The 22,512-nt window shown below is 59.8% G+C and carries 18 protein-coding genes and 1 pseudogene; 16 read left to right on the top strand and 3 right to left on the bottom strand.

From position 1 onward, the window contains the following. Window positions 1-2: 2 nt before the first annotated feature. Window positions 3-1,142, bottom strand: coding sequence for an ATP-grasp domain-containing protein (locus IPM54_35260; protein MBK9265026.1), 1,140 nt, complete (start codon window positions 1,140-1,142; stop codon window positions 3-5). 134 nt (window positions 1,143-1,276) lie between these two features. Further along, on the bottom strand, window positions 1,277-1,942 hold the full coding sequence (gene udk, locus IPM54_35255) for a uridine kinase (protein MBK9265025.1): 666 nt from the start codon (window positions 1,940-1,942) through the stop codon (window positions 1,277-1,279). 439 nt (window positions 1,943-2,381) lie between these two features. On the opposite strand from udk, the gene IPM54_35250 reads away from it, so the two are divergent. The 16 genes from IPM54_35250 (at window position 2,382) to IPM54_35175 (ending at window position 19,531) form a co-directional block, all read left to right on the top strand. Further along, entirely contained in the window at window positions 2,382-3,041 is a 660-nt protein-coding gene (locus tag IPM54_35250; protein ID MBK9265024.1) for a cytochrome c3 family protein, read from the top strand. Then, window positions 3,038-6,025: a TAT-variant-translocated molybdopterin oxidoreductase gene (locus IPM54_35245; protein MBK9265023.1), complete on the top strand. Its 2,988-nt coding sequence runs from the start codon at window positions 3,038-3,040 to the stop codon at window positions 6,023-6,025. The genes IPM54_35250 and IPM54_35245 overlap by 4 nt, the downstream gene beginning before the upstream one ends. A gap of 11 nt (window positions 6,026-6,036) precedes the next feature. Then, entirely contained in the window at window positions 6,037-7,545 is a 1,509-nt protein-coding gene (nrfD, locus tag IPM54_35240; GenBank protein ID MBK9265022.1) for a polysulfide reductase NrfD, read from the top strand. Continuing rightward, on the top strand, window positions 7,538-8,104 hold the full coding sequence (locus tag IPM54_35235; protein MBK9265021.1) for a DUF3341 domain-containing protein: 567 nt from the start codon (window positions 7,538-7,540) through the stop codon (window positions 8,102-8,104). The genes nrfD and IPM54_35235 overlap by 8 nt, the downstream gene beginning before the upstream one ends. Beyond that, window positions 8,101-8,739 carry a cytochrome c gene (locus IPM54_35230; GenBank protein ID MBK9265020.1) on the top strand — a complete coding sequence of 213 codons (639 nt, stop codon included), beginning with the start codon at window positions 8,101-8,103 and terminating at the stop codon, window positions 8,737-8,739. The genes IPM54_35235 and IPM54_35230 overlap by 4 nt, the downstream gene beginning before the upstream one ends. After that, window positions 8,736-9,971, top strand: coding sequence for a hypothetical protein (locus IPM54_35225; protein ID MBK9265019.1), 1,236 nt, complete (start codon window positions 8,736-8,738; stop codon window positions 9,969-9,971). The genes IPM54_35230 and IPM54_35225 overlap by 4 nt, the downstream gene beginning before the upstream one ends. Beyond that, entirely contained in the window at window positions 9,968-10,618 is a 651-nt protein-coding gene (locus tag IPM54_35220; protein MBK9265018.1) for a hypothetical protein, read from the top strand. Before IPM54_35225 ends, IPM54_35220 begins: the two co-directional genes overlap by 4 nt. A gap of 53 nt (window positions 10,619-10,671) precedes the next feature. After that, window positions 10,672-11,499 (top strand): SCO family protein, encoded by an 828-nt coding sequence (locus IPM54_35215; GenBank protein ID MBK9265017.1) that lies wholly within the window; start codon window positions 10,672-10,674, stop codon window positions 11,497-11,499. Further along, complete coding sequence (gene coxB, locus IPM54_35210) at window positions 11,496-12,452, top strand: cytochrome c oxidase subunit II (GenBank protein ID MBK9265016.1); 957 nt, start codon at window positions 11,496-11,498, stop codon at window positions 12,450-12,452. Before IPM54_35215 ends, coxB begins: the two co-directional genes overlap by 4 nt. Window positions 12,453-12,469: 17 nt before the next feature. Continuing rightward, window positions 12,470-14,110 carry a cytochrome c oxidase subunit I gene (gene ctaD, locus IPM54_35205; GenBank protein ID MBK9265015.1) on the top strand — a complete coding sequence of 547 codons (1,641 nt, stop codon included), beginning with the start codon at window positions 12,470-12,472 and terminating at the stop codon, window positions 14,108-14,110. Next, window positions 14,110-14,790: a cytochrome c oxidase subunit 3 family protein gene (locus IPM54_35200; protein MBK9265014.1), complete on the top strand. Its 681-nt coding sequence runs from the start codon at window positions 14,110-14,112 to the stop codon at window positions 14,788-14,790. Before ctaD ends, IPM54_35200 begins: the two co-directional genes overlap by 1 nt. A gap of 18 nt (window positions 14,791-14,808) precedes the next feature. Next, window positions 14,809-15,432 carry a cytochrome C oxidase subunit IV family protein gene (locus IPM54_35195; protein ID MBK9265013.1) on the top strand — a complete coding sequence of 208 codons (624 nt, stop codon included), beginning with the start codon at window positions 14,809-14,811 and terminating at the stop codon, window positions 15,430-15,432. 103 nt (window positions 15,433-15,535) lie between these two features. Next, window positions 15,536-16,861, top strand: a complete 1,326-nt coding sequence (locus tag IPM54_35190) for a HAMP domain-containing histidine kinase (protein ID MBK9265012.1) — start codon at window positions 15,536-15,538, stop codon at window positions 16,859-16,861. 3 nt (window positions 16,862-16,864) lie between these two features. Next, the gene (locus IPM54_35185; GenBank protein MBK9265011.1) at window positions 16,865-17,410 is read left to right on the top strand and encodes a DNA-binding response regulator; all 546 of its coding nucleotides are present in this window, start codon (window positions 16,865-16,867) and stop codon (window positions 17,408-17,410) included. A gap of 19 nt (window positions 17,411-17,429) precedes the next feature. Beyond that, complete coding sequence (gene nudC, locus IPM54_35180; protein MBK9265010.1) at window positions 17,430-18,257, top strand: NAD(+) diphosphatase; 828 nt, start codon at window positions 17,430-17,432, stop codon at window positions 18,255-18,257. Between the two features lie 41 nt (window positions 18,258-18,298). After that, window positions 18,299-19,531 (top strand): pyridoxal-phosphate dependent enzyme, encoded by a 1,233-nt coding sequence (locus IPM54_35175; GenBank protein MBK9265009.1) that lies wholly within the window; start codon window positions 18,299-18,301, stop codon window positions 19,529-19,531. A gap of 46 nt (window positions 19,532-19,577) precedes the next feature. On the opposite strand, the pseudogene uvrA reads toward IPM54_35175, so the two are convergent. After that, a pseudogene (gene uvrA / locus IPM54_35170) lies at window positions 19,578-22,470 on the bottom strand (excinuclease ABC subunit UvrA). Window positions 22,471-22,512: the final 42 nt, after the last annotated feature.

The raw sequence follows: 22,512 nt of genomic DNA, 5'->3' as shown, positions 1-22,512 counted from the left end.
TTTCAGGCTTGCGGTTGCGAGGGCGGCAGCACGGCCGTGAAGTCGTGCACGAAGCGCGTCGCGTAGTTTTCCACGAGCGCGTGCACGCGTGAAACGTCGGGCGAGCGAACGATGATGCCCGCGTGGTGCGGCTTTTCCGGCGTGCGCCAAACGATTTCGGGATCGTCGTACGCGGAAGTGTCGGGATGTTCGTCTTTCGACAGCGAGATGACGAGCCCCGCGTAGTCGTGGCGCCGCGGTGGAAGCACGTAGGGACGTTCGCCTTGCGCGAGCTCGATCTTGGCCCATTCGCGCCAAAGATTGATGCCCGTGGCCGCTTCGACGACGTCGGCCGTATGGCTTCCGCCAACGCGCGCGGCCGCTTCGATGAAGTAGAGCTGGCCGTTTTCCGCCGACCGCACGTATTCGATGTGCGTGACACCTCGGACGAGGCCCATGTGTTCGATGACGCGCGCGTTGACTTCGACGAGCTCACGGCAAAGCTCGCTCGATCTGTCGAGCGTTTGCGTCGCGGAAGGCCCGCCGTGGTTGACGACTTCGAACAGGCTCGTGCGGTACTGGTGTGCCTCGACAAACACGATTTGCCGTTCGGACACGATGCTGTCGACGTGGAAAAACTGCCCGGGGATCATGCGTTCGAGCAGATAACGTGAACGGTCGTCGCCGAGTTTCTCGATGAGCTCGAGGGCGTCTTGTTCGCGTTCGACTTTCTTGATGCCGACCGCGCCTGCATCGGAGCGCGGTTTGAGCAGCCACGGGCCTCGAACGCTGCGCAAGAAGTGCCGCACGCGATCGTCGTTGAGCGTGTGGACGAATTCTGGAACGGCGATGCTCCGATCTTTCGCGCGAGCGCGCATGGCGAGTTTGTCTCGGAAGTACCTGGCCGTCGTTTCGCCCATGCCGGGAATGCGCAGGTGCTCGCGCAGATGCGCTGCGAGCTCCACGTCGTAGTCGTCGAGCGGCGCGATGCGATGGATGTTGCGTGTGCGGGCCAGATAGCTGACCGCATTGACGACATGCGCGCGATCCGAGAGGACGGGCATGCCAAAAAGTTCGTCGATGTGCGAGCGGGCCCAGGGCTCACCGAGCAGCGATTCGAGCGTCAACAAGACGACGCGCCAGCCGTCGTCCTTGGCTTGCATCAAGAAGTCGTTGCCCTTGAAGTAGCTCGATACGCAAACGATCGTTGGAGGTGTCGGGGGCAGGGTGGGGGGCCTGGTAGGATCGTGCTCGGCGATAATCACGCCCGAGTTTTACTGCACACGAGGGAGTGTTGTCATCGTGCGCGTTCGTCCGAACGAGCGGCGATTGCTTGCTTGGCCATCTCGGCGCCGCGCGTTTGTCGCACGAGCGCGATGATGAGGTCGATGCCGATCTTGTTGTCGCCGCCTTCGGGAATGATCACGTCGGCCCAACGTTTCGAGGGTTCGACGAACATCAAGTGCATCGGTCGAACGGTCCGGTAGTACTGCTCTCGGATCGACTCGAACGTGCGTCCACGATGTTCGATGTCGCGGCGGATGCGCCGAAAGGCGCGGATGTCTGCATCGGTGTCGACGTAGATTTTGACGTCGAGCTGTTCGCGCAAGGCTTGCTCGACGAACACCAAGATGCCCTCGACGATCACGACGGGCGTGGGTTCGACGCGACGCGATTCGGGCAGTCGGCGATGGGTTTTGAAGTCGTAGATGGGGACGTCGACGGCGCGACATTCGCGCAGGGCGACGAGGTGTTCGACGAGAAGCTCGGTTTCGAGCGATTCAGGGTGGTCGAAGTTGAGCTGCGACCGGGCCTCGTAGGGCAAGTCGCTACGATCGCGGTAGTACGCGTCGTGTTCGACAATCGTCACGCCTGAAGGAGGTAGGGCGTCGGCGATCCGGCGAGCGACGGTGGTCTTTCCCGACCCGCTTCCGCCGGCGACGCCAACCATGAGCGGTCGCATATGGTCGTTCGTCCTGCACGCACCGTACTTCGTTTTGTCGTGTCGGTCGAGCTAGTTTGTCCCGGGCGTCTTAGTTTGAGCACAAACGATGACGGAAACCTGCGCGGGAATAACGAGCGTGTGGACTGTGTTGGCGCCGCGTCACGAACAGGTCGCCTCGGGAACGTCCCTCGTGCCGTTGCAACGAAGAACGGACCTCGGGTCGACGTTGGTTTTTCGTAGCGAAATCCATTCGTTCGAGTGCCCAGGGCGCGCAGATTTTTCGTGCCGCACCCCTCGCATGTGAGCCGCTAAACCGAATTTTGCCCTTTCAGACGTCTTCGGAGGGGGCTGCGGCATTTTGCCGCGGCCGTGCGGCATTTTGCCATCTTGCTCTCGTTTGCCGAGGACGGCACAACGCGCCCGCGCCGTCGGGGCTTCCCGACGATAGAGCGTCCTCATGGCGAGATATCTATTCCCTAAGTGGTCCAACAAGGTTGTGCCGATGGTGATCTTCTTCGGCTTGGGCCCTGCAGGCACAGCGGCTGCAGCAGGGCTTTGGTACTACGGTACCAACAAGCACGTCGAAGTTGGCTACACCCCGAAGCAACCCGTTGACTACAGCCACAAGCTTCACGCGGGCGATCTCGGTATCGACTGTCGCTATTGTCATACGTCAGTCGAGAAGAGCGCCAACGCTTCCGTCCCTCCCACCGAGACGTGCATGAACTGCCACTCGAAGGTGAAGACGGATAGCCAAAAGCTCCTGCCTGTGCGGGAGAGTTTTGCGACGGGCAACCCGATTCCTTGGGTGCGCGTCCACAACCTGGCTGACTTCGCCTACTTCAATCATCAGGCGCACGTTTCTGTCGGTGTCGGCTGTCAGAGCTGCCACGGCCGTGTCGATCAGATGGTCAAGGTGAGCCAGGTCGAGCCTCTCTCGATGGGTTGGTGCCTCGATTGTCATCGGAATCCCGAGCCGAATCTGCGGGATCCGAAGGACGTCACGAAGATGTTCGACGATGGGACCGTGCCTGCAGGCGTCATGAACGCTGCAAGCGGCGGCGCTCCTCGCCGACAAGTCTCGCCACCCGTTCACTGCTCGGGGTGTCACCGATGAAGCGAGCTCCGTACCCGATACAGCAGCCGGATACGTCAGGAAAAACGTACTGGCGCTCTCTCGACGAACTCGCAGAGTCCCCGGCGTTCGCCGAAGGGCTTTTGCGCGAGTTTCCCGATGGTGCCAGCGAACCGCCGCAAGGCACGAATCGCCGCACGTTCCTGGGCATCATGGGCGCGTCGATGGCTCTTGGTGGTCTCGCGGCATGCCGCAGGCCCGAGGAAGTCATCGTTCCTTACACGCAGGCGCCCGAAGCGATGGTGCCTGGCAGGCCGCTCTTCTTCTCCACGTCGATCCCCGTCATGGGAACCGCCGTGGGCCTCGTCGTCGAATCACACGATGGTCGTCCGACGAAAATCGAAGGCAACCCGCGGCATCCGGAAAGCCTGGGATCGACCAGCACGTTCGTGCAGGCATCGGTGCTCGATCTGTACGATCCCGATCGCAGCCAAAACCCGCGTGAAAAGGGCCAGGCGCGTACGTGGGACGAAGCGTCCGCGTTCCTCCGCAAGCTCGGCGACGACGCGAAGAAGGTCAACGGCAAGGGGCTCGCGCTTCTCGTCGAAGATCACAGGTCGCCGACGGTTGCAGCGCAAATCGATACGCTCACGCGGCTGCTCCCGGATGCGCGCGTCGTTCGTTACGAGGCGTTTGGCAGCGAAGCAGCCGAAGAAGGTGCCCGCATCGCCTTCGGTCGCGCGCTTACGGCAACGTACGATCTTGGCGAAGCCGATGTCGTCGTAGCGCTCGACAGCGACTTCCTCATGCACGAGCCCAGTGCGATCAAGAACGCACGAGCCTTCGCGGCGCGGCGTAACCCCGATCGTAAAGACAAACCGATGAATCGCGTCTACGCGATCGAGAGCGCTTTCTCGGTCACGGGCTCGAACGCCGATCATCGCTTGCGCATCGAGAGCCGCAAGATTGCCGATGTCGCCTACGCGCTCGCGCAAGAAATCGCCACCGCGATGAAGAGCGACTTGCCTGCGGAAATCTCCGCAGCGCTGGCCGGTGCTTCGGCGCTCGATCCGAAAGTCGTCAAGATGGTCAAAGCCATCGCGGGCGACGTGGCCAAGCGCAACGGTGCGGTCGTGATCCTGCCTGGACGCAAGCAACCTGCGAGCGTTCATGCGATCGCGCACGTGATGCATCAGATGCTGGGTGCGATTGGCAAGACCGTGAAGCTCGTCAAGCCGCTCGACGAGATCAAGGGTGGTTTGTCCGAGCTCACCGCACTGGCGAAGGACATCGAGGGAGGCAAGGTCGACACGCTCGTCGTGCTCGGTGGCAACCCCGTGTTCAACGCGCCGGCGGACGTGCGAGGTGCTTTTGCGAAAGCCAAGACGCTCGTGCATGTCGGCACGCATGTCGACGAAACGGGTGAAGCTTCGACGTGGCACTTGAATCGAGCGCATCCGCTCGAATCTTGGGGTGATCTGCGTGCTGCGGACGGAACGGGATCGATCATCCAGCCGCTCATTGCGCCGATGTATGGCGGCAAGACGGACGCGGAGATCCTCGAGATCTTCGTGGGTGGTACGCGCAAGGGCTACGACCTCGTGCGTGCGACATGGCGCGGTCCGCAGACGTTGGTTCCCGAGTTCGACCGTGATTTCCGTCGCGCATTGCACGACGGCGTCTGGAAGGACAGCGCGTTTGCGGCCGAAACGGTCGAGCTCGAGGCGGGCGACGTTGCTGCGGCGATCAAGGCGCAGAAAGCCAATGCGCCGAAGGGCAACGTCGAAGTCGTTTTCGATCCGGATTCGCATACGTGGGACGGCCGCTATGCGAACAACGGCTGGCTGCAAGAGCTTCCCGATTCGATGCACAAGCTCACTTGGGGCAACGTGGCGACGCTGTCGCCCGCCACGGCCAAGGGAATGGGCGTCGCCGATGGGGACCTCGTCACGGTTTCAGCCAATGGTGCGGAAGTCACGCTTCCGGCGTTGATTGCGGTTGGACAGGCCGACGGCACGGTGGTGCTTACGGTTGGTCAGGGCCGCACGGCGGTTGGGCGCGTGGGCAAAGGCATCGGTGTCGCGACGGGCGCTGTCCGTACGACGGCGGGATTCCACATTGCCGACGGCCAAGTGCGCAAGGCATCGGGGTCGGCCAAGCTCGCGCGTACGCAAGAGCACTTCCTGACCGAGCACCGACCGATGGTGCATGAAGCGGTATACGCCAAGTACCAGACGAATCCTGCGGTCGTACCGGCTCCGAAGAAGTACCTGAGTCTATTCGAGGAAAAATCGTACGACAAAGGGCATCAATGGGGCATGTCGATCGACTTGACGGCGTGCATTGGATGCAATGCGTGCGTCGTGGCGTGCCAATCGGAAAACAACATTCCGGTGGTCGGTCACGAAGGCGTCTCGCGTACGCGCGAAATGCATTGGATTCGAATCGACCGGTATTTCGAGGGACCGAATCCGGACGAACCGACGAGCGTCACGCAGCCGACGATGTGCAATCATTGCGAAAATGCGCCGTGCGAAGAGGTTTGTCCCGTTGCAGCGACGACGCACAGCCCCGAAGGGCTGAACGACATGACGTACAACCGCTGCATTGGAACGAAGTACTGCGCGAACAACTGCCCCTTCAAGGTGCGTCGGTTCAACTACTTCGAATACACGGAGCACACGATCGAGACGCAGAAGATGGTGATGAATCCGGACGTTTCGGTACGCGCCCGAGGTGTCATGGAGAAATGCACCTTCTGCGTACAACGCGTCAATCAGGCGAAGATCAACGCCAAGGCGGATGGTCGCGAGCGCGTGCGTGACGGTGAAGTCGTCACGGCGTGTCAATCCGCGTGTCCGACGCAAGCCATCCACTTCGGCGACCTCAACGACAAGCAGAGCGTCGTGGCCAAAGACGCGGCAAGCCCGAGGGCCTATCGGCAGCTCGAGGAATTGAACGTCCGATCGCGCTTGTCGTACCTGGCCAAGATCAAAAACCCCAACCCTGAGCTCGAGGGGGTATGACTACCGCCGTCATGAATGAAGACACGCCCGGCAAGCGTGCACCGCTGGTTCTCGGCCATCGCGACTTTCACGCGGTGACCGAGACGGTTGCGGGTATCGTCGAAAAGAAAACGACTCCTTCGTGGGTGGTGCTCTTTTCGCTCGCCGTGAGCGTATTGCTCGTTCTGCTCGGATCCCTCGGCAAACTCGTTGCTGAAGGTATCGGCGTCTGGGGCCTGAACAATACGGTGTTCTGGGCCTGGGACATCACGGGGTTCGTTTTCTGGATCGGTATCGGTCACGCCGGAACGCTCATCAGCGCCATTCTCTTCTTGTTTAGGCAGAAGTGGCGTACGAGCATCAACCGCGCGGCCGAAGCCATGACGATCTTCGCCGTTATGGCGGCCGCGATTTACCCCGTCTTCCACGTCGGTCGCGTGTGGTTCGCGTATTGGCTTTTCCCAATACCGAATCAAATGAGCATGTGGCCGAACTTCAAGAGCCCGCTGCTCTGGGACGTGTTCGCGATTTCGACCTACGCGACGGTGTCGATCCTCTTCTGGTACGTAGGTCTCGTGCCGGATCTCGCCACGTTGCGTGATCGAGCAAAAACGAAGACGCGCCAGATCGTGCTCGGCATCTTCGCCCTCGGTTGGCGCGGATCCCATCGCAATTGGCTGACCTACGAACGGGCCTACCTGATTTTGGCCGGTCTTTCGACGCCGCTCGTACTCTCCGTGCATACGATCGTGTCGTTCGACTTCGCCGTATCGATCATGCCCGGATGGCACACGACGATCTTCCCTCCGTACTTCGTCGCAGGCGCCATCTTCAGCGGGTTCGCGATGGTCGTGACCCTCATGGTCATGGCTCGCAAAGCATTCGGTCTCGAGGGGCTCATCACGATCCGGCACCTCGAAAACATGAACAAGATCATTCTCGTGACCGGCACGATGGTCGGTTACGCCTACGCAATGGAGTACTTCATTGCGTGGTACGGCGGGAATGAATACGAGAGTTTCGCATTCCGCAACCGCGCGTTCGGTCCCTACAAATGGGCATACTGGACGATGTGGAGCTGCAACGTGTTCTCGCCGCAGCTCTTCTGGTTCAAGCGGATCCGGACCAGCATCCCGGCGATGTTCGTGATCTCGATCTTCGTGAACATCGGTATGTGGTTCGAGCGCTTCGTCATCATCGTGACGAGCTTGCATCGTGACTACATCCCGTCGAGCTGGACGTACTTCCGGCCGAGCATGTTCGACATCTCGACGTTCCTTGGTTCGTTCGGTTTGTTCTTCACGTTCTTCCTCTTGTTCCTGCGCTTCTTGCCGGCCGTGGCGATTAGCGAGGTCAAGGGCGTGATGCCGCAGGCCGATCCGCATGCAGGGCATGGCGACCACGGACATGACGATCATGCCGAGGAAACGTCGGAAGAAGCATCCGAAAGCGCTTCGGATTCCGATGATTCCGAAGGCGACGATTCTTCGGACGAAGAGACCGCAAGCGCGGACAAGGATGAGGAGAAGGGCAATGGGTAAGCCTCATCAAAAAGACGAGCACGAGGACGAGGATCAGAAGGCTTATGGGCTGATGGGCTACTTCCTGACCCCCGGCGACCTGATGCACGCCTGTGAGAAATTGAAGGCAGCAGGGTACAAGCACTACGATGCGCATACGCCGTTCCCGGTGCATGGGCTCGAGCGAGCAATGGGCCTTGCGCCGACGAAACTGCCGTGGGTGGTATTGGTCTGCGGTGCGACGGGTCTGCTCAGCGCGATTGCGCTGACGTACTTCGTCTCGGTGGATTATCCACTCACGATCAGCGGTAAGCCGTCGTTCTCGTATCAGGCGTACATCCCGATCATGTTCGAGCTGACGGTGCTTTTCTCGGCCTTCGGCACGTTCTTCGGGATGTGGGCGATGAACAAGCTGCCCGCGTACTACCACCCGACGATGACGCATCCGTCTTTCCCGCGAGCGACGGACGATGCGTTTTTCATCAGCATCGAAGCGCGGGATCCGAAATACAACACGTCTCGCACGAAGAAGCTTCTCGAGGAGCTTGGTGCGCGTGAAGTTCTGGAGGTGATGGAATGAGGCGCGCCGCATTCCTGCTGCTTGCGATGGCTGTCATTGGTTGTCGCGGTGGCAAAAGCGAGGATCCGCCCGTTCACCTCTTCGGGGACATGGACTGGCAGCCCAAGTATCAATGGGGCGAGGCCAGTCCGCTCTTCGAGGATGGTCGGGCAATGCGCCCGCTCGTCGATGGTACCATTCCGATTGGACACCTCGACGAGGATGACGCGTATTACCGCGGCAAACTGCCGAATGGTGAGTTCGTCCATCGAGTGACCGACCTGAAGGTGAACGACGTGCCGATGGCGGTCGACGAGAAGCTCATTCGGCGTGGCGAGGAGCGATTCAATATTTATTGCGCTCCGTGCCATGACATGACGGGTAGTGGACGCGGTATGGTGGTGCAGCGAGGATTCCCGCCGCCCGTCGACTTGGCGTCGGACCGCGTGCAGAAGGAAATGCGCGACGGTCAGATATTCGACACGATTTCCCACGGCGTTCGCAACATGCCGGGCTACCGCAAGCAGGTGCCGGTTGCGGATCGCTGGGCCATCGTGACGTGGGTGAGGGTGCTCGGTCGTAGCCAGCATGCGTCGAAGGACGACGTGCCGGCGGACAAACGAGGCTCGATCGAGCCTGAAGGAGCCGCGCAATGAGTCAGTCGGCGGCAATTACCGCGGGCAGGGCCGCGGGCAGGGAGGCTGCCGGAGATGCCAAGCAGCTTCCCAAGGGTGTAGGCGATAGCCTCACGAAGATGGGCATGGGCCTCGCGGTCATTGGTGTGGCCGCGGCCGCAGCCGGGTATGCCATGGATGCGAAACGCTTTGCGTTTTCGTATCTCGTCGGGTTTCTTTTCGTCGCCACGATCGCGCTGGGTGGTCTTTGCTTCGTGCAAATTCAACACCTTACGCGAGCTGGTTGGTCGGTCGTGGCGCGAAGGCAGGCGGAATGGCTGGCGGGGCTCATGCCCGCGGTCGCTGTGATGTTCATCCCGGTGCTCGTGTTTTCACACACGCTTTACCACCATTGGATGGGCCCCGAAGCGGCACATGATCCCATTCTGCAGAAGAAGGCGGCGTACCTGAATCCGAACTTCTTCTATGCCCGAGCGGCGCTGTACTTGGTCATCTGGGTGGCTCTGGCGCTGTTTTTCACGCGCACGAGTCGCGCGCAGGATCAAAGCGGCGACAAGAAGCTCTCGGACAAGATGCAAGCCATATCGGCTCCGGCGACCATTCTGTTCGCCTTGTCGGTGACGTTTGCCGGATTCGATTGGGTCATGAGCCTCAATCCGCATTGGTACTCGACGATCTTCGGCGTGTACATCTTTGCGGGTTGCATGACGAGCTCGCTTGCGGCGCTCGCGCTGATGACGGTTCGCCTGCAGGAGAGTGGCTACTTCGTCAAGCTCAGCACGATCGAGCATCGGCACGACATTGGCAAGCTGCTCTTCGGGTTCATCGTCTTCTTTGCGTACATCGGCTTCTCGCAGTACTTGCTCATCTGGTACGCCGATCTTCCCGAAGAAACGGTGTTTTACCACGAGCGTTGGGATGCCGATAGCTGGAAGCCCGTGAGCTTGTCGATCCTGTTCGGGCACTTCGTCATTCCCTTCGTGCTGCTCTTGTCGCGGCACGTGAAGCGCCATCCGGTCGGCTTGTCAGTGGGCGCCGTGATCATGCTGGTCATGCATTACGTCGACCTCTATTGGCTCGTGATGCCGACGTACGACCATCACCATGCAACGTTCGGCGTGGTAGATATCTGCGGTCTGCTCGGACCGCTGGGCATTGCAGCATTCTTGCTCGCGCGGCAAGCGGCTGCTGGACCGCTCTATCCGCTCCGTGATCCTTGGCTCGCCGAGACCGTGAAGGTGGACAACCCATGAGCAAGAAAAAGAAGAAGAAGGAGCCTCGTTCGTCGGCTTCGGCAGCGGAAGCTGCGGTGGAGCGAGACGAGCAGGACGAATCGGGCGACACCGAGGCGAGCGGTGAGCAGGACGATGCGGCGCATGCATCGGAGGCGGATCATGGTGATGCGGGGCATGGTCATGGCGGCCATGACCCGCTCGAAGATGATCGACCTGCCAATGGGTTGATTGCGTTCGTCACACTGCTCACGATCGTTACGCTGATTGCGTTCTGCATCTTCGTGCGCGAGCTTTTCAATTCGTGGGGCGAAGAGGAGCTTCATGCGAAGGTCTATTCCGCTCAGTCCGAGGAATTGAAGGCGCTACGTGCGGCCGAGAAGCAGAAGCTCACGAAGTACCAATGGGTGAGCCAGAAGGATGGCGTGGTGCGGATTCCGGCCGATCGAGCCATCGATCTGACGATTGCCGCATATCGCAATCCGCCGCCGGCGGTCGAGCCGCCGAAGGTGCAGGAACCCGAGCCGAAACCCGAGGAGACCAAGCCCGAGGACAAACCCGAAGAGAAGAAGGGTGACGAGGGCAAGGACGAGAAGGGCGGCAAGGACGAGAAGAAAGACGAAAAGAAGGACGAGAAAAAGGGCGAACCCAAGGAGGGTGGGAAGTGACTTTGGTGCCGGGTCGCGTTCGGCCCCGAGCTCGTGGGCTTTTTCGGAGCGTCATGGCTCTTGCGATGCTTCTTTGGGCGAACGTTGCGTTTGCCGATATGAAGCCTGCGCCGGGGGCTGACTTGACGCTGCCGAAGGAGCTTACGAACATCGAGATCGAGGAAAAGCCCGGCGCCAAGCTTCCGTTGGATGTTCGTTTGCGAGATGGTCAGGGGCGCGATGTGCGCCTCGGCGATTACTTCGACGGCGAGCATCCGGTCATCCTTGCGCTTGCATATTATGAATGCCCGATGCTTTGCACGCTGGTTCTGAACGGCCTTTTGGATGGTCTGAAGGGCACGGATCTCACGGCGGGCAAAGATTATCGGGTTGTCGTCATCAGCATCGATCCGCGCGATACGCCCGAGATGGCGAACAAGAAGCGCGACACGTACGTGAAGGCTTATGGCAGGCCCGTGGCGGATCGAGGTTGGGACTTTACCGTGGCGGATCAAGCTGAAGTGCAGCGTGTGGCCGACACGATTGGGTTCCGATATCGCTGGGACGAACCGTCCAAGCAATTCGCGCACGCGGCGGGTATTTTCGTGGCGTCTCCGAACGGCACGTTGTCCCGTACGCTGTATGGCATCGCATTTCCGTCGAAAGACGTGAAGCTTGCGCTCCTCGAAGCGACCGAGGGCAAGATCGGTTCGACCTTGAACCGCGTGCTCTTGTTCTGCTTTCATTATTCCGTAGCCGAAAACAGGTATGTCCTCGCGACGAGGCGCCTCATGAAGGCCGGTGGAGTTTTGACGGTCATTGGTCTCGCGGCACTGCTCGCGAGCTATTGGCGGTCGGAACGACGCCGGCAGGCAAAGCCCGTGGACGGAGCTGTAGCATGACGTTTGACCCTATCGAACTCGGCTCTTTTTGGATGCCGAGGCAGTCGTCGACGATTGCGTCAGAAATCGATTTCGCATGGTACGTCGTTTATTGGTTCGACGTGCTCATGTTCTTCGGTCTGATGATCCCGATGTTCTACTTCATTCGCCGATTCAGACGGCGAACGGACAACGACAAGGTAAGTTCGGTTACGCATAGTACGGCGCTGGAAATCGGCTGGACCGTCATTCCGTCGATCTTGGTCATTGCGCTCTTCTTCGTTGGTCTGCGCGGCTATCTCATGGCCTCCGTGGCGCCGGCGAATGCAATGGAGATTCGGACGACGGCCGAAATGTACATGTGGACGTTTACCTATCCGAACGGAACCACGTCGGTGAACGAGCTCGTGGTGCCAAAGGACAAACCCGTCAAGCTCATCATGAGCTCGAAGGATGTTCTGCACAGCTTTTACGTTCCCGAGTTCCGAGTGAAGCAGGACGTCGTTCCCGGCACGTACACGACGCTCTGGTTCGAGGCGAATGCCAAGCGCGATACCGTGCTGCTGTGCACCGAGTATTGCGGCGTTGGTCATTCCGACATGATGGCGAAGGTGCACGTCATGGAGCAAGCCGACTACAACAATTGGCTCGAGACGGGCCGGAAGCCTGGCGACCCAATCCTCGCGCCCGACGAGCTTGGTAAGAAGCTCTTTACGTCGCGTAGCTGCAACACCTGCCATTCGCTCGACGGAACGCGCGTTCAAGGTCCGAGCTTCAAGGGTCTATTTGGCAAGACCGAGAAGTTTGCCGATGGTTCTTCGGCGCAAGTCGACGAGAACTACATTCGTGAGAGCCTGCTCGAACCGACGAAAAAGGTCGTCGAGGGGTACCCTGCGGTCATGCCGACCTACAAGGGTTTGCTCAAAGAAAATGAGATCGACGCGCTCATCGCGTACATCAAGACGGTGAAGTAGGAAGAGGAGACGCGATCATGGCGAAAGTGGCGACAGCCGACGAACTGGGGCACGTCCCCGAGACGGGCGGCAAAAACTACCTAAACCAGACGACGGGCATCGCCTCCTGGCTGACCACCGTCGATCACAAGCGCATCGGGATCATGTACCTGATCACGGTGCTCGTGGGCTTCACGCTCGGCGGCATCTTCGCACTTTTGGTGCGTCTCGAGCTGCTCACGCCGGGCAAGACCATCATGACCGCGCAGCAGTACAACCAAGCGTTTACGCTGCACGGCGCTGCGATGGTGTTCCTTTTCATCATCCCATCGATTCCGGCGTCACTCGGCAACTTCATTTTGCCAATCATGATCGGCGCCAAGGACGTCGCCTTCCCCAAGCTCAATCTCATGAGCTTGTACGTGTTCTGGATCGGCGCAGCTTTCATGCTCGCTGCCATCCTGAGCGGCGGCGTCGATACCGGCTGGACCTTCTACGTCCCCTACGCCTCGGGCGTGTCGACCACGTCGGTCATTCTGGCGACCTTCGGCGTCTTCGTGATGGGTTTTTCGAGCATCCTGACGGGGCTCAACTTCATCGTCACGCTGCACAAGCTGCGCGCGCCAGGCATGACCTTCTTCCGCATGCCTTTGGTCCTCTGGGCGCTCTACGCCACGAGCATCATTCAGGTCCTCGCGACCCCGGTTCTCGGCATCACGCTCGTGCTGCTCATCTTCGAACGCGCATTCCACGTCGGTATCTTCGACCCGACGCTCGGCGGTGATCCAGTCCTGTTCCAGCACTTCTTCTGGTTCTACAGCCACCCGGCCGTGTACATCATGATTCTGCCGGGCATGGGTGTCGCCAGCGAGATCCTCGCCACGCATTCACAGCGGCGCATCTTCGGCTACAAGGCCATTGCGTTCTCCAGCGTCGCCATTGCGCTCGTGTCCTTCGTCGTGTGGGGACACCACATGTTCGTTGCGGGCCAAAGCGAATTGTCCTCGGCGATCTTCTCGTTCCTCACGTTCTTCGTCGCGATTCCCTCCGGCGTGAAGATGTTCAATTGGCTCGGCACCCTCTGGGGTGGCTCGATCAAGTTGAACGTTCCGATGCTCTACGGCCTCGGGTTCTTGTTCCTCTTCGCAATCGGCGGACTCACCGGCCTGTTCCTCGGCATGGTCAGCGTCGACTTGCACCTGCACGACACGTACTTCGTCGTCGCGCACTTCCACTACGTCATGATGGGAAGCACCGCGATCGCCTTCTTCGGAGGCCTCTACCATTGGTGGCCGAAGATGACCGGCCGCATGTACTCGGAAAAACTCGGCCGACTCGCCTTCGCGCTGACCTTCATCGGGTTCAACTGGACGTTCTTCACCCAGTTCATCCTCGGAACCCGAGGCATGCCGCGCCGGTACTACAATTACCTCGACCAGTTCCAGCCGCTGCATGCATTCTCCACGGTTGGTTCGTGGATCCTCGGCACGGGCTTCCTCATCATGGGCATCAGCCTGCTCCGATCGCTGAAGAGCGGCGCTCCTGCACCGGGCGATCCCTGGAAAGGCGCGACGCTCGAATGGACCCACACGGCATCGCCCCCGATCACGGAAAACTTCGAAAAACCCATTATCGTTACGCTGGACGCTTATGAGCGACCCGGCCAGGAGACTCACTGATGAGTGCCAAGGCTGAAGGCGTGGAACACGTGGATACGGCGAAACTATCGCCGCAATTCCAAGTCGCCCACCACTTCGACAAAGCCACGACCCAGTTCGATGCAGGTCGCATGGGCGTGTGGCTCTTCCTCGTGACGGAAATCCTGCTCTTCGGTGGCCTCTTCTGCGCCTTCGCCATCTTCCGGAGCAAGTACTTCCCGTCGTTCGTCGAGGCACATCATCACCTCGATCGCGTGATGGGCGGTATCAATACCCTCGTCCTCATCTGCTCGAGCTTCACGATGGCTCTGGCCGTTCGTTCCGCACAAAAGAACGAGACCAAGAAAACCACGGTGCTCTTGGCCATCACGCTCGCGTGCGCCGGCGCATTCCTCGTGGTCAAGTACTTCGAGTACACGCACAAGATCCACGATGGTCTCTTGCCCGGAAGGTTCTTCACCGCAACGGGCTTCGAGTCCGGACATGCCGGCATCTTCTTCTCGATCTACTTCATGATGACCGGTATCCACGGCCTCCATGTCGTCATCGGCATGGCGCTCATCATGTGGATCCTGCTGCGCAACATGAAGAGCGAGTTTTCGCAACGCTACTACGCGCCCGTCGAGAACGTCGGCCTCTACTGGCATCTCGTCGACCTCGTTTGGATCTACCTCTTTCCGCTGCTCTACCTCGTCGGCTGAAGACGGAGCTTACGCATCATGAGCACATCGCACGCAGAGCACGATCACGGAAGCGCCGACGGCGAGCATCACCCGCACGTCTTGCCCTTCAGTATCTACATCGGCACCTGGGTCACGCTGCTGTTCCTCACGGTCGTCACCGTGGCCGCCAGCTACGTGAACCTCGGCCATACGGGCAACCTCATCGTTGCTCTACTCATCGCTACGATCAAAGCGTCCGTCGTCGCGTTGATCTTCATGCACCTCAAGTGGGACCACAAATTCCACGGGATCATCTTCGCCTCGAGCCTCATCTTCCTCGCCATCTTCATCGGCATCACGATGAGCGACACGCAATTCCGCGGCGAGCTCGAAGGCATGGAGAATCAACGTCCCGTCGACATCAAGGACCCCTTCGGTGCCCAGCAAACGGGTGACTTCGCGCCAGTCAAACCCGCAGCAGCTCCCACGGCAACCCCCGCCGCGCCTGCCCCTGCCGCACCTGCCCCCGCAATGTCCGCAGCTCCCGCAGATTCCGCGGCAGCTCCCGCCAATTCCGCGGCTCCCGCAGATTCCGCGGCAGCTCCCGCCAATTCCGCGGCTCCCGCAGACTCCGCTGCAGCGCCCGCCAATTCCGCAGCACCTGCGGGCTCCGCTCACTGAGTCACTCGCTTCGCCGAGTCACTCGATTTTCTCGACACATCCCACTTCATCGCCATAGTCTTCCGACCCGATGGCGACGCGTGTCTCCCTTCCTCCTGCCTCCATGGTCGAACCTGGGGAGGGGCGCGTTCTTGGCGAGCCGGGAGCAGCCGATCAAACATCGGTCCGAGCTTTTCTCACGAGCATCGATCCCATCCCCGAAGGCACTGCCGAACGCTGGCTGATTCATCTGCGCTGGGCCGCGATCGTCGGCATGAGCGCGACGACCGCTGCTGCGAAGCTGCTCGTTCCGGCCCTCGAGACATTTCCGATCTTCACGCTGCTTGCAGCGCTCGCGCTCGCGAACTTCGTCTTCGCGCTCGTCGTCGGTCGCGTTCTGCGTCACGAACGCAGGCTCGTTGCGGTGCAGATCGCGTTCGATGTGGTAGCGCTCGGTGCCGTGCTTTGGGTGTCGGGCGGTACGGGCAATCCATTTGCTGCATTTCTCGTTTTCCAAATTGCTTTGGCGGGAGTGCTCTGTGGTGGGCGATCGACGCTGGGCATTGCGGCGCTCACGATGGTCATTGCGGCCCTCGTGTCTTTTGCAGATCCATTGCCGCTCGATTCAGCGCCGCTTGGAAAAGAGCGCATTCATCATCTGAGCGCCTTCGTGTCCGTTGCGTCGGTCAGTGGATTTCTCGGCCTCTTCGTTTTCGTGCATGCGCGGCGCCTCGACGAATTACGCCAGCGAGCCGTTCGGAATGAAAAACTCGCCATGCTCGGGCGCGTCGTGGGAGGTATGTCTCACGAGCTTTCGACGCCGCTTGCGACGATTCTTTTGGCTGGGCGGGAGCTGTCCGAGATCACGCGCGATGGACCGAACGAAGCGGCGGAGCTTGCGCGAACGATTGCGGGAGAAGCGCAGCGAGCGAGCGACATCATTGGGCTCGTGCGCGGCTACATTCGACCGGATCAGCGTCGCGAGGAAATCGAGCTCGGCAGATTCGTGACGGATGTGGCGGCGCGCGAATTGCGGCGACTCGAATATCGAGGTGAAGTGCAGATCGACGCGCCGGCACCGGTACGAATCACGGTGCTCTCCGCGGGGCTTTTGCAAGTGCTCCTCAATGTGCTCACGAACGCGGCCGAGGCGATGGTTTCCATGGATCGTCCGCGCATGGAGATCACCGTACGAGAAAAACGAGACTATGCGGAGATCGTCGTCGAAGACAATGGTCCCGGGTTTCGAGCGGAAATGGTGGCGCGTCTTGGCGAGCCATTTCAAACGACGAAGGACGAGCAGGGTGGCATGGGCCTTGGGCTTTATGTGAGCTCGGTGTTGCTCGATAGGATGAATGGCGTGCTTTGTGTGAGCAATGCAGCACGTGGGGGCGCTCGAGTGGTAATTCGTTTGGCGCGGGAAAATTCGCCCTGCGATTCGGAGGTATGACACGTGCCGCGGAAGATCGAAACTGCGCTGGTCGTCGACGATGACGACGCATTTCGCATGACATTGCAAGGGGCGCTCCGACGTCGCGGCGTTCAGGCGCGAACGGCGGCCACGGTCGATGAAGGCCTCGTATCGCTCGAAGATGCGCCGGTGGACCTCGTCGTCGTCGATTATCGTATGCCTCGAAGCGATGGTTTGTCCGCATTGCACAGGTTTCGTCGCTTGTGTCCCGATGCTGCCATTGTGATGTTGACGGGTTTTGGCGACATTCCGCTGGCCGTGGCTGCCGTGCGTGAGGGAGCCGACACGCTATTGACGAAACCCATCGATGCCGACCGGCTTTTGCGTGAAGCAACGGCGCTGTTCGAGGCACCCCGAGCGCCCGCGCCGCAATCTTCGGGCGTACGCACGTCGTACAAGCTCGACGAGCTCGAGCGCGACACGATCAACGCTGCATTGAAGGATTCGGGCGGCGTCATTGCGGTCGCTGCCAAACTGCTTGGTATCGACCGCCGCACGCTCCAACGCAAGCTCAAGAAGTCCATGTGATCATGAGGAAATCGAGCTTATGACGACGCGATTCGTACCGAGTCTCGTATTGCCGGAAGCATACGACGGCGAAATGGCTTGGTTTGCATTTCGAGGCCACGATCTTGTCGTGCGAGATCCCGGTGATGGTGGGTTCGTCGATGTTCCCATCGCGCAAAGCCTTTCTGAATTGGGGCTTAGCGCAGTCCGCACGCAGGTGCTCGGCCAGCTCGATGGTCGACCCGTGTGCAGCGCGGAAATCGATCCTGCGGCCAAGCTTCCTCCTGGGTATGCTGCATATTCATTGCGACGGCTCTTTGGCCGCATGGATCCAGCGGTCATCGACGTCGCGGGCACGGCGTATCAAGTTCAATACTGGGACAAGAACCACCAGGTATGCAGCGCGTGTGCGACGGTGCTGGATGTTCGCAGTGGCAGTCGCTGCAAAATATGTTTGAAATGCAATATCGAATATTATCCGAGGCTCGCGCCGGCGACCATCGTTCTCGTCGAGGATGGTGATTTGATTCTTTTGGCGCGGCACTCTCGTCTTCCGCCGGGGATGTGGGCATTGATTGCGGGGTTTTTGGAACCCGGCGAGACGCTCGAGCAATGCGTTGCGCGCGAAGTTCTGGAAGAAACCGGCATCGAAGTCGACAATGTCACGTATTTTTCCAGTCAGCCGTGGCCATTTCCGCATCAAATCATGATTGGCTTTTTCGCGCGACGCTGCGGGGGCGAGCTTCGTGTCGACTCCATCGAGCTCGAGGATGCGCGATTTTTCCACAAGGACGAATTGCCGATGCTTCCGCCGCCCATTACCGTAGCGCGACATCTCATCGACGCATGGCTCGAACGACACAAGTGAACGGAAGTGGAATGCGGTAGCTTCTTTCGAGCGTTTCTGTCGTGACCATGGTCCCGCGTTTGACTCGTCGAGCTTTCTCGTCGTTGGCGATTGGATCGCTCCTCGGGTGTGACGACGCCAAGCCCATTGCTTTGCCGCCGCCAGACGCTTCCAGTCGGTCGAGCGATCCATTGCCATTGCCGTCGGCGACGCCTACGCCAGTGCCTCCCGCATACGTGCTGCCGCTGTTTCGAGCATGTCCTGGGCTCGCGGCGCGCATTTCACGCTTGCCGCTCGGCGTTTTCCCGACGCCCACCGAGCGCGCGGCAAAGCTTGGCGAAAGGATTGGCATTCCAAACCTATGGATCAAGCGTGACGACATTTCGGGTAAGGCGTATGGTGGAGGGAAAACCCGCAAGCTCGAATTTTACTTGGCCGAAGCGCGAGCCAAGGGAGCGCGCGAAATTGTCACATTTGGGGGTTATGGATCGAATCAAGCCGTTGCGACGGCGCTTTGGGGCAAAGCTTCGGGGTTTCCCGTGCGGCTCATGCTCGCGCCGCAAATGCCGAGCGCGTATGTCGAGAAAAACCTATTTGCCATGCGCCATGCAGGGGCGACGATTGAAGTGGTGCGTGATGGCGTGGGCGCAGCCGAAGTTCGGGCGAAGAAAGCATTGCAGCGCGCGAAAGGCGCGGGCCTTTATCTGATTCCGCCGGGTGGATCGTCGCCGCTGGGCAACTTGGCGTTCATCAATGCCGCCATGGAGCTTGGTGACCAGGTTCGATCGGGCGCGTGTCCCATGCCCGATTGTATTTATCTCGCCATGGGTACGATGGGCAGCGCCGTGGGAATTGCCATTGGCCTCGAATTGGTCGGGCTCGACGTGGAGGTCGTTGCGGTGCGGGCTTCGAGTCCCCAGACATCGAGCGAAGCGCGATTTTTTGCAATGGCGAAGGAGACGATTGCGTTTGCACGGGCGCTCGATCCGGCGTTTCCCGATGTGCGTTTGCCGCGCACGCGCATTCGGTTCGTGACGAATCAACTTGGCGGTGGTTATGGTTTTTCCACGCGTCCCGGGGCCAGCGCGATGAAGCTCGTCGAAGAAACGGAAGGGTATTCGCTCGAACCGACGTACACGGCCAAGGCCATGGCGGCGCTCGTGGGGGATGCGAAACGTTTGGCGAATAAAACGGTGCTCTTTTGGAATTCGCACAACACGCAGCCGCTCGTTACGGAAGGGGTTCGTCTGGACGATTTTCCGCGCGAGCTCCGGGAGTACTTGCGCAAGGGTTGATGACCGGGTTCTGCCGCCCATCGTCATCTAAACATTTGACACACGCTCACCCCTTCCTCTTCCCGCCCTTCGCAGGCTTCCCCGCCGCCGGCAGCATCTTCGCCAAAAACGCCCCCGTGTACGATTCCTTCACCGCCGCGACCTCCTCCGGCGTTCCCGTTGCAATCACGCGCCCCCCGCGCGCTCCACCCTCGGGACCCAAATCCAATACGTAATCAGCCACCTTGATCACGTCCAGGTTGTGCTCGATCACCACCACCGTATTGCCCGCCTCCACGAGACGCGACAATACCGTCAATAGCCGCCGTATGTCCTCGAAATGCAACCCCGTCGTCGGTTCGTCGAGCACGTACAGCGTGCGCCCCGTCTGGGTTTTCCCCAGTTCCCGGCTCAACTTCACCCGCTGCGCTTCGCCCCCCGAAAGCGTCGTCGCTTGCTGCCCGATTTTCATGTACCCAAGACCCACGTCCACCAGCGTCGTCAAAATACGCTTCAATGCCGTGTGGTGCGAAAACATCGCCAAGCATTCTTCCACCGACGAATCGAGCACCTCGTTGATGTTTTTCCCCTTGTAACGCACGTCCAGCGTTTGCGCATTGTACCGTTTGCCCTTACAAACGTCACACACCACGTACACATCCGCCAAAAAGTGCATCTCCACTTTCACCATGCCGTCGCCATGACAGCTCTCACATCGCCCGCCCTTCACGTTGAAGCTGAACCGTCCCCCATCCCAGCCCCGCGCCCGCGCCTCCGGCAAAAGCGCAAAGATCTCGCGAATGTGATCGAATGCCTTTGTATATGTCCCCGGATTCGATCGAGGCGTCCGACCAATCGGACGTTGATCAATCGCAATCACCTTGTCCAGCGCATCGAGCCCTTCAATTTTTGTATGTGCCCCCACCGCATCCGATGAATCGTGCAATGCGCGGCCCAGCGCCGGTAACAAAATACCATTGATCAGCGAGCTTTTCCCCGCGCCGCTCACGCCCGTTACCGCCGTCAAAACCCCCAGCGGCAACTTTGCGTCGATATTCTTCAAGTTGTGCTCGCGCGCCCCACGAATCGTAATGAAACCCGTGGGCTTACGCCGAGTCGCCGGAATTTCAATCATCCGCCGCCCAGCCAAATAATCACCCGTCATGTTGCCTTTTTCATTCATCAAGGCTTCCGGTGATCCATCAAAAGCACGCGTCCGCCCTCGTGCCCCGCGCCCGGACCAAATCCACCACGTGATCCGCCGTCCGAATCGTCTCCTCGTCGTGCTCCACCACCACCACCGTATTGCCCAAATCCCGCAATCGCCGCAGCGTCGCAATCAGCATCTCGTTGTCCCGCTGATGCAGCCCAATGCTCGGTTCGTCGAGCACGTACATCACCCCGCTCAGCTCACTACCAAGCTGACTCGCAAGCCGAATGCGCTGCGCTTCTCCACCAGACAACGTCGGACCCGACCTGTCCAGCGTCAAATAGTCCAATCCCACGTTCATCAAAAACCCGAGACGCGCGTCGATTTCCCGCTTCACTCCCTCCGTGATCCGAGCTCTCCCGCCTGCAAGCGCCAGCCCCTGCATGTGCGCCAAAGCCTCGGCAACGGTCATCGATGTCACGTCCGTGATGTTTTCCCCGCAATGTAAACCGCCATCGATTCAGGACGCAGACGTTTTCCACCACAATGTTCGCAGGGCATTTCCCGGAAAAACTTGCGATAATTCTCCCGCGCCATCTCCGACGTCGTATCGCGAAAGCGCCGTTCGAGCCCCGGAATCACCCCCTCGAACTTCATCCCGAACGTTCCGTGACTCTCCGACCCTTCTTTCCCCCATTTCACCGATATTTTCTTTCCTTCCAATCCGTACAAAATCAGCTCGCGCTTTTCCTTCGACAGCTTCCCGAACGGCACGTCCAAATCCGCGCCGGTCGCTTGAACCACCGCATCCGCAATGCGAAACGTCCATCCTTCCCCTCGACTCATCGCCGATGCCCACGGCGCAATCGCCCCTTCGCGTATCGACAATTTCGGATCGGGCACGATCGTGTCCGGGTCGACCTCCAATCGACTGCCGAGCCCATTGCATGCGGGGCACATACCCAAAGGATTGTTGAAGGAAAAACTCGCAGGCGATAGTTCTGGGTAACTCTTTCCGCAACAGAATCGCGCTTGACTGAACGTTCGCGGCGGCTGCCCCTCGACCTCCACCACCATTTCGCCTTTTCCTTCTCGTAGCGCAAGCTCCACGCTCTCCGCAATGCGCGGCCTGTCGTCTGCCCGAATCGCAATGCGATCCGCAATCAGCGAAATATCGTGCCAGAGCTTTTTATCGAGCCGCGGAAGAGCATCGAGCTTCTCCGGTTTACCGTCCACGATGACCCGCGAAAAACCACGCGACGCAAGCTCCTCGAAGATCTCCTTGTGCTCGCCTTTGCGGCGAACCACAATGGGCGCTACCAGCGTCGCACGCGTGCCCGACGGAAGCTCGAGCAACGTTTCGACGATTTCATCGACGCTTTGCGAAGCAACCCGCCTTGCCACAATCGGTGCAGCGTTGTTCGCCCGCACGCGCATACAAAACGCGCAAGTAGTCGTATACCTCCGTAATGGTTCCGACCGTCGATCGCGGGTTCGTCGAAGCACTTTTCTGTTCGATGGCAACCGTTGGCGAAAGCCCCGAAACATGCTCGACCGCGGGCCTGTCGAGCTGCCCGAGAAATTGCCGCGCATACGCCGAAAGCGTCTCGACATAGCGCCTTTGCCCTTCGGCATACAGCGTGTCGAACGCCAAACTCGATTTCCCCGAACCGCTCGGACCCGTGAAAACCACCAGCTTTCGCTTGGGTATCTCGAGGTGTTCGATGCGAAGGTTGTGCTCGCGAGCCCCCTTGACCACAATGAAATCAGGCTCACGTGCTGCGGCAATCTCAGTCTTGATCTTTCGCATGGCGGGTTTTCCCTGGTCTAACTGAACGCGCGACCTTGTAGC

The sequence above is a fragment of the Polyangiaceae bacterium genome (assembly GCA_016715885.1).
Classification (GTDB): Bacteria; Myxococcota_A; Polyangia; order Polyangiales; family Polyangiaceae; genus Polyangium.
Note: the sequence above shows the minus strand (reverse complement) of the source record. Positions and strands in the feature narration are given on the sequence as shown.